The sequence below is a fragment of the Marinobacterium halophilum genome (genome assembly GCF_003014615.1).
In the GTDB taxonomy this organism is placed as follows: domain Bacteria; phylum Pseudomonadota; class Gammaproteobacteria; order Pseudomonadales; family Balneatricaceae; genus Marinobacterium; species Marinobacterium halophilum.
Map to the genome: position 1 here is coordinate 40,246 of NZ_PYGI01000002.1, position 13,650 is coordinate 53,895.

General features: G+C 59.4%; 13 protein-coding genes. 1 reads left to right on the plus strand and 12 read right to left on the minus strand.

The genetic code is table 11. From position 1 onward, the window contains the following. Positions 1-214 precede the first annotated feature (214 nt). From gspD to gspE, 11 genes are read right to left on the minus strand one after another with little or no spacing between them, the layout of a single operon-like run. Positions 215-2,407: a type II secretion system secretin GspD gene (gene gspD / locus CLV44_RS01505; RefSeq protein ID WP_106590344.1), complete on the minus strand. Its 2,193-nt coding sequence runs from the start codon at positions 2,405-2,407 to the stop codon at positions 215-217. After that, complete coding sequence (locus CLV44_RS01510; protein WP_146139970.1) at positions 2,400-2,963, minus strand: hypothetical protein; 564 nt, start codon at positions 2,961-2,963, stop codon at positions 2,400-2,402. The genes gspD and CLV44_RS01510 overlap by 8 nt, the downstream gene beginning before the upstream one ends. Continuing rightward, the gene (gene gspM, locus CLV44_RS01515; protein ID WP_106590346.1) at positions 2,960-3,556 is read right to left on the minus strand and encodes a type II secretion system protein GspM; all 597 of its coding nucleotides are present in this window, start codon (positions 3,554-3,556) and stop codon (positions 2,960-2,962) included. The genes CLV44_RS01510 and gspM overlap by 4 nt, the downstream gene beginning before the upstream one ends. Next, the gene (locus tag CLV44_RS01520; protein WP_106590347.1) at positions 3,553-4,620 is read right to left on the minus strand and encodes a PilN domain-containing protein; all 1,068 of its coding nucleotides are present in this window, start codon (positions 4,618-4,620) and stop codon (positions 3,553-3,555) included. The genes gspM and CLV44_RS01520 overlap by 4 nt, the downstream gene beginning before the upstream one ends. Continuing rightward, positions 4,617-5,546: a type II secretion system minor pseudopilin gene (locus CLV44_RS01525; RefSeq protein WP_106590348.1), complete on the minus strand. Its 930-nt coding sequence runs from the start codon at positions 5,544-5,546 to the stop codon at positions 4,617-4,619. The genes CLV44_RS01520 and CLV44_RS01525 overlap by 4 nt, the downstream gene beginning before the upstream one ends. After that, complete coding sequence (locus CLV44_RS01530; protein WP_106590349.1) at positions 5,524-6,210, minus strand: prepilin-type N-terminal cleavage/methylation domain-containing protein; 687 nt, start codon at positions 6,208-6,210, stop codon at positions 5,524-5,526. Before CLV44_RS01530 ends, CLV44_RS01525 begins: the two co-directional genes overlap by 23 nt. Next, entirely contained in the window at positions 6,207-6,605 is a 399-nt protein-coding gene (locus tag CLV44_RS01535; RefSeq protein WP_170069232.1) for a type IV pilus modification PilV family protein, read from the minus strand. The genes CLV44_RS01530 and CLV44_RS01535 overlap by 4 nt, the downstream gene beginning before the upstream one ends. Beyond that, a complete protein-coding gene (locus CLV44_RS01540) occupies positions 6,598-7,071 on the minus strand; it encodes a GspH/FimT family pseudopilin (protein ID WP_170069233.1) in 474 nt (157 codons plus the stop codon). Before CLV44_RS01540 ends, CLV44_RS01535 begins: the two co-directional genes overlap by 8 nt. After that, positions 7,049-7,486, minus strand: a complete 438-nt coding sequence (gene gspG / locus CLV44_RS01545; protein WP_106590352.1) for a type II secretion system major pseudopilin GspG — start codon at positions 7,484-7,486, stop codon at positions 7,049-7,051. The genes CLV44_RS01540 and gspG overlap by 23 nt, the downstream gene beginning before the upstream one ends. Positions 7,487-7,502: 16 nt before the next feature. Continuing rightward, entirely contained in the window at positions 7,503-8,708 is a 1,206-nt protein-coding gene (locus CLV44_RS01550; protein ID WP_106590353.1) for a type II secretion system F family protein, read from the minus strand. Then, complete coding sequence (gene gspE, locus CLV44_RS01555; protein WP_106590354.1) at positions 8,709-10,421, minus strand: type II secretion system ATPase GspE; 1,713 nt, start codon at positions 10,419-10,421, stop codon at positions 8,709-8,711. It lies immediately after the preceding gene. Positions 10,422-10,752: 331 nt separating this feature from the next. On the opposite strand from gspE, the gene CLV44_RS01560 reads away from it, so the two are divergent. Further along, the gene (locus CLV44_RS01560; protein WP_106590355.1) at positions 10,753-11,742 is read left to right on the plus strand and encodes a porin; all 990 of its coding nucleotides are present in this window, start codon (positions 10,753-10,755) and stop codon (positions 11,740-11,742) included. An 83-nt stretch (positions 11,743-11,825) separates the two neighbouring features. Here CLV44_RS01560 and CLV44_RS01565 read toward each other — a convergent pair whose 3' ends face one another. Beyond that, the gene (locus CLV44_RS01565) at positions 11,826-13,574 is read right to left on the minus strand and encodes a SulP family inorganic anion transporter (protein ID WP_106590356.1); all 1,749 of its coding nucleotides are present in this window, start codon (positions 13,572-13,574) and stop codon (positions 11,826-11,828) included. Between the last annotated feature and the right edge of the window lie 76 nt (positions 13,575-13,650).

Sequence of the window (13,650 nt, forward strand, 5' to 3'; positions counted from 1 at the left end):
AGAAGGATTTTATGGGGATTTCGGCGATAATGGACGTGCGCCTGGTGTCAGTACCAAGAGCCTGTCATTTGCGGGAATGGTTAATAACAATTTGAATTGAAAGGACTTATTGGCTTGAGACCCGGATGTAATGCAACCGTAACAGGGTACCAGCAATAGAACAGGCCCGGCATATACCGGGCCTGAGGGTGTGGCGGGTGCCAAAAACCGCGTGTCAGCGCCGATCAAGCGCCCGTGAGGGCAGCTCCAGCCCGCGCAGCTTGTTCTGGTATTCACGGGTTACGGCGCGGGCATCGGCCGTGTCGGTCACCGCCGTGGGCGTGATCATCACCACCAGCTCGGTACGGTTGATGCTTTTACCACGACTGCCGAAGGCCCAGCCCAGTACCGGCACATGGCGCAAGTAAGGCACGCCTTCCCCGCCGTTAGTCTTGTTCTCCTTGATCAGACCACCCAACACCAGCGTCTCACCGCTTTGTACCGCCACGCTGGTGTTGATGCGCCGCTGGATAATGGTCGGCGAATCGATACCCGAGCTGGTGGTTTCCTCGGCCACATCATTGACCTCTTGGGTGATATCCAGCACCACCATGCCGCCGGCGTTGACTCTGGGGGTAACCTCCAACAGCACCCCGGTATCCCGGTATTGAATGGTGCTGGTAGTGTTCAGGTCGTCACTGGCGGTATTGGTGGTCGCCGAGGTACGGATTGGCACCTGGTCACCGACCCTAATTTCGGCGGTATGGTTATCCAGCACCATCAGCGAGGGTGACGAGACCACATTCAGACGTGAATCCGAAGCCAGTATGTTGAGCAGCGCACGGGTTTCTCCCGACTTGAACACTTCAAAACTGGCGGTACCCAGCAGTTCAGAGGCACTGGGAAAGGCGTTGCTGCCGATGGTGCCGACGCCACTGCTGGAGTTGCCAAAGTGAGTTTTGAAGAACCAGTTGAGGCCGTAACGCAGCTCATCTTCCAGCGAGACTTCCACGATGGTGGCCTCAACCAGTACCTGTAGCGGCAATATGTCCAGTTTCTGGATGGCGCGGTAGACCTTGTCGTAATCGGTTGGTGACGCCATGATCAACAGCGCATTGTTCTCGTTGTCAGCGATGATCTCCACTTCGCCCACATCCAGGTTTGCCGGTGCGGTGCCGGTACTGGCGGTGGCACGGGGCTGGTCCGTATCAGCCTCGTCCTCGGCAGCCGGTGCTGTCACGACCGGGCGCGGGGTACTCTCGGCGCGGGCCTCACGCCGACGGCGCTGACCTTCAAACAAGCCACTGAGCATTTCCGCCAAGGCTTCAGCACGACCGTTCTGGACATAGTAGACATACATGCCCAGCCCTTGCGCGCCCTCGGTCCGGTCCAGACGACGAATCCAGGTGGCAGCGTCCGTCAGGTATTTTTTCTGTGGCGTAATCACCAACAGCGCGTTAAGCCGTTCAATCGGCAAAAAGCTGACGACCCCCGCCAGCGGACCTTCGGCCGCATCACCAAAGATCACTTCCAGTTCGCTCATCAGCAGCTCCGGGTCTACCGACTGCAGCCGGAACAGACCAACCGACATGCCCCGCAGCTGGTCGACATCGAACGCCTTGATCGTTTCCTTCAGGTTGATCAGTTCCGCCTGTGTGCCGGCCAGGGTCAACATGTTGCGACGTACATCGGCTTCCAGCAGCCCCAACCGCGGTTTCATCGGCTCCAGAATCTTGACCATTTCCTGAGCGCCGATGTACTGCAGCGGCACGACCAGCATCTGATAGCCACGGTCGGCACTGAGGTTGGTCTTGAGGCTGACCGTGCCACCGTTGATACTGTCGATCGGCAGTACCTCAAAGAAGTCTCCCTGATCAATCAGCGCGGCACCGTTCACCTGTAACAGTTTTTCCAGTGTGGGGATCAATGCATCACGGTTGATCGGACGTACCGTTTGCATGTTGGCGATGCCGCGCACACGGTCATCAAGGATGTAATTCACCTGCAGAATATCACCGAGGATGGTACGTACGATTTCGCTGATCTCCGCATCCTGGAAATTGAACGTGATATCGCCACTGATCGGCTCGCCCGTGGGTGGCGCACTCAAGTCGATAAAGTTGCCGGTGCCGGTGTAATACTCGGCACGCGGTGGCTGACCTTCAGCCGTCGCCGGGGGTTCCGCACCAAAACGGGTTTCAGTGGTGGCCGTCGACGTACGATTGGTAGACATCCGTGACGACACGGTTTCCATGCGTTCACCCGCCGCCCTGTTCTGACGCCATGGACTATCCAGTGCATTCGGATTCTGTGTGTCCTGCAGTGCGCAGGCACTGAGCCCGAACACCGTCAACAACAGCAACGCATGGTTTATCCCGGCCCTGAGCCAGACGCGGCCCTCCGGGGTTGTACCTAAGCGGTTATTCATTGGGCACCTCCTTGGTTTGCGGCGCATCCGGCTGTGATGCTGCAGCGCCGGTGCCATTCTCGGTACGGTTGGATGCAGTGGCCCGAGGCTCTGTATCCCGAGGTTCAAGCAGCTGCATCTGAACTTCGTTGTCGCCCGCCTGCAGCAGAATGCTGGTGCGGTGAATTTCGGTCAGCACCCAGGTGTCATCCAGCGGCATGCCAGTACTCAACACCCGGTGCAGACGGCCGTTACGCTGCCGCAACATGGCCTTGTATTCGGTACCGGCCAGTAAAATGCCGGTCAGGCGCCACTGTGCCTTTAGTTCTTCGGCCGAGGTCCCATTCAGGCCCGCATCGACCTCGTCAGCTGGAGCGCGACTGGCCGAAAACAGTGGCCGTTCAAGAATGGCATCAAAACGACTGAGTGGCGGGGACTCTGGGAGTTGCAGATCAGGCAGACGGGGAGACTCCACGTCGGGAGCCGGCTCGTCGGCACGTATTGGCAGGCATATCAGCAATAGCGCACATGCAACAGCGAAATGAGAGCACACGGAATTTAAGCTCATGGGGTTCATGGCGCGACCTCCCCGGGGGTATAGCCGATCAGGTTGAGGCGGATATCCAAGTGGTCGGTGCGCGCACCTGAGCGCGTTGACCGTGAGGTGCCAGTGGCAGCACGCGGATTGGCCAGCACCGCCAGACTGTCGATAAACAGCAGTGGCCGATCGGTTTCCAACTGATACAGCAGGGCAACCAGCTCACTCAGATCGGCACGTAACTGCGCCTGGATGGCAACCGGCTCTAATGTGCTGTCCTCCTCGATATTGATGATCTGGGTGCTGACCACCTGAACGCCCTTCTGCCCGGCTCGGCTATGCAGCAATTGCTGCAGGCGGGCAGCGGCCAGTGCCGGTGTGCTTTCATCCAGATACCATTGCGCCACCGGTGCATTGGCCTGCAGCTGGGCCAAACGTTCGCGCTCTTGCGGCAGCGCGGCAATCAGCCGCGTGTATACCGCCTGTCGGTTTTCCAGCGTATCGATCTGCGCGGCCGTACTGAACCAGTACTGCCACAGCGGCACCAACAGCAGTCGCAACAGCAGCAGGATCACCAGCAGTAACAGGCCCAGCGCCAGCCAGCGGCTGCGACGTGGCGTCAACGGGTTCATGGCTGTACCTCCTGACTAAAGCGGGCGCGTAAACTGAAACGTTCCTTGCGCGAACGCGGGTTGATGGTCACCGGTGACGTGAAACTGACATCCTGCAGCAGTGCCGAATCCTCAAGCTGACTGATCAGGTCGGAGGCGCTGGAGGATTCGCCCTGCACCTGCAGTTCACCGCCCTCCAGATCAAGACGGCTGAGCCAGGTATTGTCCGGCAGACGCCGGGTCAGTTCGTCCAGCAACTCAAGAGTTGAGGGCTGTGCCAGGCGACGGGCATACAGAAAGCGCCAGCTCTGCTCCAACGTGTCGGCTTCGCTGCGCACCGCCTGTGCCACTTCGGCTTGCTGTTGCAGCGGCTCCAATGCCACCTGTAAACGCTGCAAATGGCGCGACTGCAGATAGAAAGCAGCAACCAGCAGGATGCTCACGCCGACTAAAGCTGCCAGTGGCCAGCGGTAACGTGCCTGCCGGTGCGGCTGCACCGTTTCGGGCAGCAGGTTAAGTTGACTGCGCAGATGGGTGTCGTTTTCACCCCCGGCCGGCAGCACCCAGTCAGGGCGTAGCCCGGCCTCTGCCAGCGCCTGCAATAATCGCTGCCGCCGGGCATTGGGCAACACAAACAGTTCGACCTCGATCCGCCGCGCAGCGCGATCCCGGCGCAGCACTCGGTAACCGTAGCTGGCCTGCTCGGCACTGAACGGCGTGTGCCGGTCCAGTTCAAATCCCAACACCGCCTGCAGACGCGGCTCGGTGGCGGCGGGCAGCTGAATGACCTTGTGCAACAGTTCAGTCAACGGCAGGCTGATCAGCAGACGCCCCTGCCCCTTATCCTGTGTGTGCCAGGTTTTCAGCACCGGGTCGGTCGCCAACTGATCAATCCCGATCCGCAGCGTCCGCCCGCCGGCATCCACCTCGAACGTATCGCCGGTAAATGTCAGTCGCCGTTCACGCGACTGCAGCCGTCGCCGCCATCCCAGCGGGATCGAAGCTTCCAGTTCCGTCAGCCACCAGCGCCAAAACTGTCTGATTCGGCTGCTCAGCAGCAACGGCCAACCTGATTGCGCATTCATGTGCGTTCCCCCTCTGTTGGCTCGCCCAGCCGGCTGCCATCGGGCGGCCTCTGATCCGGTTCGAGCTGCAACTGCGCCCCTCTGCGCATCACCCGTGCCGCACGCCGGATGCGGGTCTGGCCCAGTCGGGCCTCCACTTCAACCCGGTAATGCACGCCACTGCGCCGATCACTGACATAAGGCGCGGCGTCGAACGGCAGTTCCGGCAACGGCAGTCCTTCGCGCCAGGCATCCCGTCGTTGTTCGATGTAGTCATTCACGAGACCGGCACTGGCATTGGGCAGCGTCATCAGCACCTCAAAGGAGGCCACGCGCGGATTTACCGTGCGGCTGCGGGTTACCAGCGTCAGATGCGGTGCCAGCTGGCGGTAGATCTCGGCGGTCATGCCCAGTACCTGATACAGCTCGGTCAGCGCTGCAAATGGCCGGTTGCCGGGCATGAAGTCAACGCCTGCATCCTGATACTGTTCACGCTCGGCACCATTGAGCCTGATCAGATCATCGGCATCACGCCAATCTTCGATCGCGGCAACCAATTCGGCCCGCTGTCGACTGTCTTCCACCACGGCCGCCAATAACCCATCCAGCAGTTCGGTCGGAACGGCATTGAGGTCCAGCTTGCCGCTTTCATCCTGCAGGGCAACGCCGATCCAGGCGTCATCAAGCGGCATCCAGTGCGGCTCTCCATCGGCCAGCCAACCTGCCGAGCCCGGCTGTTGCAGACTCCACAACGCCCAGCTGATCCCGGCATCGGCCGCGAGCCCGGCGCGACTGCCCAGCTCGGCATTCAATGTCTGGCGACTGAAGCTGCGGCCACCCAACGACAGGTTGGAGGCGATCAGGCTCAGCAGTACCAGTACCCACAGCACCGTGACCAGAATCACGCCGCCCGCTGCGCGGCCGTTAACGGTTCTGGCGCAGCGCATGGTTATACTCCTCCAGCGCCACCGCCAGCGGCGGCCAACGCGTACTGATCTGCTCGGCGGTATCAATCAAGCGCAGCTCGATGAGCCTGGGCAGCCGCGCCTGCTCAATCCAGTCCGGTTGAGCGAGCAACAGACTGCCGCTTGGCTGGTCCCAATAGGTCAGCTCAAGGCGGCGCGCCGGCAGCAACAGCAGTGAATAGTCGTACACGGGCCGTATCTCTCCCGTTTCCGCCACCACTTCGGTCGAGAACAGTTCGCCCCACTCCACCGCATCGCCCGTGTCGAAGGCTTTGGCCTGCAGTACCAGCTCAGCCTGCTGGCCGTTATCTCGCCGGTACAGGCGATACCAGTACAGGTCACCAGACAGGTCACCGGAACGCCCCGGTGCCACGAAGGTCAGCTCGGTGGCGGCGCCATTGAAGGCCGCCTGCACCCGCCCTTCGCTGTCTCGCACGCGCAGGTTGCGGGCCTGACTGAGCAAACGCCGCAGCACTTGCTGCAGTTGATACTGTTCGGACACCGTCTGCTGCTGCCGATCAACAGCCTCCCAACTGCGCGTACTCACGCGCAATCCGGTAAACAGCAACAACATCACCAGCCCCATCAACACCAGGGTGATGAGCAGTTCAAGCAGTGTAAACCCGCCAATACGTGTCACTCTCATGGTGCTACCCCCAGACGCAGCGTGGTCAGCTGCAACGAGCGGGATTCATCCAGAAAAACGTGCAAATCGATCCGGTACGGCACGATGCGGGTCTGTGTCTCGGCGTTGTCCTGTTGGGGAAAATAAAAGGGGCTGACATTGGCCTCCCAACGCATGCCATCGGTATCGAACACGCCCTGCGTCTGTCCCGGCACCAGTTCACGGTGCGCCAGAATTCGGTCCAGTTCGGACTGCGCCAACATCAAGGCACGCTGCCGATCACCGGCCCGCACAGTGCCATCCAGCGCCTGCGCATTGAGCTGCATCACCACCCCCAGCACACTGGATAGCAGGACGAAGGCGACCAGTACTTCCAGCAGGGTGAATCCGGCCATGGCCCGTGTGGTGTTAGTCATCGATATGCACCCTCCCGCTGAACGCGTCCACCATAATCCGGTAATGCCGGTTACCGGCCCCGCCAAGAGTGAGACTTCCACCGTTGCTGCTGCCATCGGGATAAAATACGAGCTGCGGTTGCACATCTGACGACACGGGTTGCCCCGGCAGGTTACCCGCGTTCAGTTCGACCGTAACAGCCTCCGGCCAGCTCAACTGCAAGGGGGGCGGCACCTGATAGCGCCGCTCTTCGGTCGCCAATGCCAGTGCCCGTGGTTCGGCACCGTTCAGCGCCTCGCTACGCAACTCTCTGAGTAGAGCTGCACTTTGCTGGGCAAACGCCTTGAGTTCACTGCCGGGAATAAGGTTAACCAGGTTGGGGGCCACCAGCGCCAGCATCAGTGCGGCAATCACCAGCACCACCAGCAGCTCCAGCAACGTGAAGCCGCGCTGGTCTGGCCTGCTACTCCCAGCTGACCACGTCACGATTTTCACCTTCGCCGCCCGTGCGGTCATCTGCACCCAGCGAATACAGGTCGAACGCCGCGTGCTTGCCGGGGAAGTCATAGTGATAGGGATTGCCCCAAGGGTCCTGACGCACCACGTTCTTCTTCAAGTACGGGCCATTCCAGTTGCTCACGCCGGAGGGCTGTTTAACCAGTGCTTCCAGCCCTTCCTGCTCGCTGGGGTAACGCCCGACTTCCAACCGGTACAGATCCAGGGCGGCACTGAGTTCCGCGATCTGCAAGGCCGCCGTCTGCGTCTTGGAACTGCCCACATGACGTAACACCTGGGGACCGACCAGACTGGCCAGCAGTCCCAGAATGACCAGCACGACCAACAGCTCCAGCAGGGTGAAGCCGTGGACATAACGAGATGGGTGTGCGCTGTTCGGGTCCATATTGACGTCCTCGGAGTTACAGGGGCAATTGGTTGATCGACATGATCGCCACCAGAATCGACATGATGATGCCGGCGATCAGGATGCCGAGTCCGACAATCAGAATCGGCTCCAGCAGGGTCAGCATGCGCTGGATGCTGAGGCTGACCTCGCGGTCATAGCGGTCGGCCACCTTGAGTAAGGTGTTGTCCAGCTGACCGGTCTCTTCGCCCACCTGGATCATCTGGATCGCCAACACCGGAAACAGGCGGACCTGTTGCAGCTGATCCCCCAGCCGCCGCCCCTCGCGGACCTGTTCGGTCACTTCCTCAATTGCCGTGCTGAAAGCCGCATTGCTCAGGGTGCCGCGTGCCAGTTGCAACGCGCTGACCAGGGTCACGCCGCCCCTTAACAGGGTGCCCAGACTGCGGCTGAAACGGGCGGTCTCGATACGCTGGAGCAAACCACCGAGCAACGGCCAGCGCAGCAGCTGGGTGTGCCAACCCAAGCGAAATTCCGCCTGCCGCAATTGGCGTTTGAACAGCAGATAACCAAGCACCCCCAACAACAGCGCCCAGGGGCCACCGGTACGCACCGCATCGGCAGCACCAATCACCACCCGGGTGGCGAAGGGCAAGGCTTCGCCCATATCGGCAAACAGCTGCTCGAACTGGGGAATGACGTAAACCAGAATGATGGTCAGCGACAGCAGTGCCACCACAAACAGAATCACCGGGTAAATCAGCGCCGACAGCAGCTTTTCCCGCAGTTCGCGGCTGCGTTCAAGATAGGCCGCCGCGTCACTCAGGCCTTCGGTCAGATTCCCGGCACTTTCGGCCGCCTGAATCATGCTCAGGTAAAAGGGCGAGAACAGGCCGTCCTGTTGCTGCAAGGCCGCCGACAGTGGCTGGCCCCGCTGCACACTGTCCTGGATGCGCTTGAGCAAGGCCTGCTGGGCCTCATCTTCAGTGGCCTTCAACATGATCTGCAATGCCCGATCGAGCGCAATACCCGCATGCATCAACTCGGCCAGCTCCCGGGAGAACTGTTGCACCTGCAACCCGCCCTGACGGCGTCCGACCAGGCTGCGCAATGCACCGGCGGGTGATACCGGGTCTACTGCCAGCGGGATCAGTCCACTTTGCTGCAGTTGACGCACCACAGCCTGTGGACTGGCGGCATCCAGTTCGCCCTCTCGCTCTTCGCCCTCGCCGGTCACGGCCTTGTACAGGTAGGTCGCCATTTATGAGCCCTCCTGGGTCACACGCAAGACCTCTTCGACATTGGTCAGCCCCTGCATCGCCTTGAGACAACCATCTTCGTACATGGTCTGCATACCGGCACTGCGCGCCGCTTTGTGGATCCGGCCGGAATCGGCATGATCCAGGATCAAGCGACGGATATCGTCATCGACAGGCAGCAGCTCATGGATGACCAGGCGCCCGCGGAAGCCACTGCCATCACACTGCTCACAGCCGTCGGCATGCCAGAGGCGGGGCGACGTTTCGGCAGGCAAACCCAATTCGCGTATCAGTTCAGGTAACGGCGCATAGCTCTGCCGACAATGCGGACACAGGCGGCGTACCAGCCGCTGTGCCAGCACGGCATGCAGCGTCGAGGTCAGCAGATAGTCTTCCACCCCCATTTCCAGCAGTCGGGTAACGCTGGTAGCGGCATCATTGGTATGCAGGGTCGACAGCACCAGATGGCCGGTCAATGCCGACTGCACACAGATTTTGGCCGTTTCCAGATCACGCATTTCGCCCACCATGATCACATCCGGATCCTGGCGCACAATGGAGCGCAGCGCACTGGCAAAACTGAGCCCGATGCTGCTTTTAACCTGTATCTGATTGATCCCGGCCAGCTGGTATTCCACCGGGTCTTCCACGGTGATCAGCTTGCGCACGGGAGTATTGAGCTGGTGCAGTGCGGTATAGAGGGTAGTCGTCTTGCCGCTGCCGGTGGGGCCGGTCACCAGAATCATGCCATTGGGAATGGTCAGCAGCCGGTCGAGTTGCTGGCGGCAGGTCTCGGTAAATCCGAGGCTGGCGAAGTCGAAACTGATGCTGTCCCGGTTGAGCAAGCGCAGCACCACACTTTCACCGTATAACGTCGGCACGGTCGAGACACGGATATCCAGTTCCTTGCCCTGTACCCTAAGTTCGATGCGACCATCCTGCGGCAGGCGGCGTTCGGCGATATTCATCCGCGCCATGATCTTGAGGCGGGAGATCACTGCCGGCGACAACTGCACCGGCGGTGCTTCTTCATCATGCAAGACGCCATCGACGCGGTAGCGCACCTTGAGCTGGTTTTCGAAGGGCTCGATATGGATGTCGGACGCACGCGCTTCCACCGCCCGCTGGATAATCAGGTTGACCAGACGAATCACCGGCGCGCCACTGGCCATGTCCATCAGCTCCTCGACGCTTTCTTCCGCTTCTTCTCCGGGGTTCACGTCCGCCAGAATATCCCCCATCTGACTCTGGCCCTCGCCATATTGCTGGTCGAGTACCTGTACAATCTCCGATCCGACCGCAACCCGTGGCTGTACCCGCAGGTCGCGCGCCATCGCGACGGCATTAATCAGAAACAGATTGAAGGGATCGGCCATCGCCAACAGCAGACCGTCATCGGTTACTTGCAACGGCAGTAGCTGATTTTCACGCATGAAACGTTGCGACAACCCCGGATCCGGGTCACAATCGGCCGCCAGCTCGGCGGGGGAAAGCAGGGGTATATGCAGATAAGCGGCCAGTGCATCGGCCATATCGCGCTCGGCGACCAAGCCCAAACGTACCAGCAGGGAGGGCCAGGAAACCGGCTCGGGCTGGGACTGGCGCATCTGATTGACCCGTTCCAGGTCAGATGGCGTGATCAGTCCGGCATTAACCAGTTCGGTTGCAAAAACCTCCTCAGGATCCAGTTGCTGCGAAGGTGATAATTCACTCATAGCATCCCTCCTCGCCTGCCGTTGCAGACTCAGAGCATGAAGCCAGTACCAACGTGCCTGTACAGTACCCCCTGAACGAGTGACCTTTGATTATCGGGCGCTGCGTCTAACAGACACTATAGACACTAATCGAACGGCTGTTGGCAGCTGACCTGTATATTTGCCGTTACGCCTGCCAAAAGCCTAATTGTGTACACACCGGTTAACAGATTTGTATATCTGGTATCTGCGTTGACGGGCTGCGTTTCACTCAAGGAAACGCCTGTGCTCACGACCGTCATTATCACCTTACCCTTGCAGTCCTCGTTCCCCCCTGCAAAAAGGCATAATAATGACAAAAACCTCTTCAACCGCTGCACTCGCCTCTGCCCTCACCTTGGTCATCTCCGGCGCAGCTCAAGCGGCTCCGGCCCTTGAAGCCCCCTTACCCAATTTCACTCTGTTCGCAAGCATGGGTGTACTCGATGTAGAGGATAAGGACTTTGACCCTGAAGCTTTTGAACTGGAGTTCGGTGTTAACGGCCTGATCAAGGCTGATGCGTTCAAGATGCGTTACCAGTTTGTGGCCGATGTGGCCGATGCGGTTAACAGCCGCGACACCGGTGGCAAGGAGGGTGAAGGTGACATTCACGTCAAGGAAGCCAAACTGATCTTCCCCTCGAACTACGGTGTATTCGTGCTGGCTCCCCGCTCAAGCAGCGGCGTTCAGCGCGACATGTATTCCAATATCAACCTGTTCGAATACAACGAAACTCACAATGGACGCACCACACCCACCGGCAACCCGATTTTCAACCAGGCAGATGAGGGCCAGGATGTACTGGCCTATGTCACTCCCAAGTGGAATAACATGCGCATGGTGTTCTCAACGCTCTCCTTGAGCGAAGACAACAGCGAAGATCTGGACGTTAAAACCGCCCGTCTGATCTACGACAACAAGGCACTGAACTTGGGCATCAGCCGCGTGCTGACCGAGAAAACTGTTGTCGGTGCAGATGAGGACTACGTGCGCACTGCCCTGACCGCCGGCTATAACTTCGGTCAACTACACATGGGTGCGACTTACGAAATCAACGAAGACACTTTTAACAGCAACGACTTCGACTCTTTCGGCATCGCCGCCCGTTATCAGTTCCAAGAAGGCCTGTCGGCCGCCTTGGGCTACTACGACAAGGATGCGGATAACGATGCGGCCGACAACAACGGTGTTGTCTTCCAAGTGAAGAAGCAGATCCATCCGAGCGTGTCCCTCTGGGCCGAAACAGGACAATATGACAACGGCGCCGATAACATCGCGCTGGGTGTGAACCTTAAGTTCTGATCCCCCACCCGGTGCTTCCTACCCCTTCGGGTGGCACCGGGTTCCTATCCAGCAAGCCCAACCATGTGTGCATCAGACGCTGACTAGGCCTTAACCGGCGGCGGACAGTCACCAAAAATCCGCTTGGTACAGGTCGCGCAGCGGTCCTGGTCCAGCCGTGGAATCAACTCGGCAATCGCCGATTGTGGAGTCTCGTGGAAGCGCTGTTCACCCAATATTTTGAGCGCACCAGTGCGCTTGAGTTCGTCCATAACCGTGCCCTTCAGCGAGCTGATCAGTATATCGCCGTTCATCATATACAGACGATTGATCTCCTGATGCAGCATTTCCACCCCGGCCACGTCGATGAAGTTGATCCCCTTACCGATCAGCAGGATATGGTTCACCCCGCTGCCAGGGGCCGTCAGCCGGCGAATTTCCTGCTGAACATGGTCCACCGCACCGAAGAACAGGGAACCGTCCACCCGGATGATCTTCATCTGTGGACACTCCTCCAGTTCGTAGCGCTGGATATTGCGGATATGACGGCGCTCACTCTGCTGCAAAGGTGCCACCTGGGTCACCCTCGGCTGGGAAGTACGGCGCAAATACAGCGCCAGTGACAGCATGACACCGATATAGATAGCGAACTCCAGCTCGACCAGTAGGGTGGAGAACAGGGTTACCAGCAGGATCGCCGCTTCTGCGCGGCTATTGGACAAAATGTGGCGAATGCTGCCGAAATCAATAAGGTTCCAGGCGATCAGCAGGATAGAGCCCGCCATCACCGCCAGCGGCAACCGGGCGGTGATCTGCGGTGCAATCACTACTACCACCGCGAGCATCAGGGCAGCAAACACTGCTGCCAGAGGCGTACGTGCGCCGGCATCATAATTGGCGCCCGAACGGGTGAAAGAACCAGTACTGGCATAGCAGGCAAAGAAGCTGCCCACCACGTTAGACAGCCCTTGTCCCAGAAACTCTTGGTTGCCGTCGATCTGCTGATGGGAACGCACAGCGATGGCGCGGGCAATGGAAACCGCTTCAATCAACCCCAGCAGCGCCACGGCTAACGCCCCCGGTGCCAATGCCTTGAGGGTAACAAAGGAAAACTCCGGCAGTACCGGAGTAGGCAGCTGACCAGGTAAGGCACCCACGTACGCCACCACCTCACCAGCCGGATCCAGAACATAACAGGCCAGGCTGCCGGCAACCATGCCGATCAGTAGATGGGGCAGCTTACGGTTGAGCCTGCGCACCAGCATCGCCACGACGAGTGTGACCAGCCCCGCCTCCAGTGCTACAGCATTAAACCCCGCGCCTTGCTCAAGCAGATGTTCAATCGTGGTGACCATGGACAGCCCGCTCGGTACATGGATACCGAGCAGATGCTTCAGCTGGCTTACAGCGATCAGTATCGCCGCCCCTGCGGTAAAACCAATTACCACCGTATGCGAGATAAAGTTGACCAGGCTACCCATGCGGAATAGCCCCAGTGCCAATTGCATCAACCCGGTCAGCAGGGTCAGACTGATGACAAGTCCTACATACTGCTCGGTAGAAAAGTCTCCAAGGCCGCTAATTACGCTCAGTACCACAATGGACAATGCCGCCGTCGGTCCCGAGATCAGATGCCAGGAAGAGCCGAACAGCGAAGCAATTACTGCCGACACCATGGCGGTATACAAGCCATACACCGGCGGTAAACCGGCGATAAAGGCATAGGCTACCGCTTGCGGCAACACCAGCACCATGCCGGTCAACCCCGCCATCAGGTCAGCTTTCAGGTTGTCGCGGGTGACCCGGTCACGCCAACGCAAAAAGGGAAACAGCTTGTGGGTACTGATCGACATCAGAAAACATCCGCACAGGTGATTATAAAAAGGAATGTTATACTGGCAGCTTAGCTGGCCGGAAACAAAACAAGGG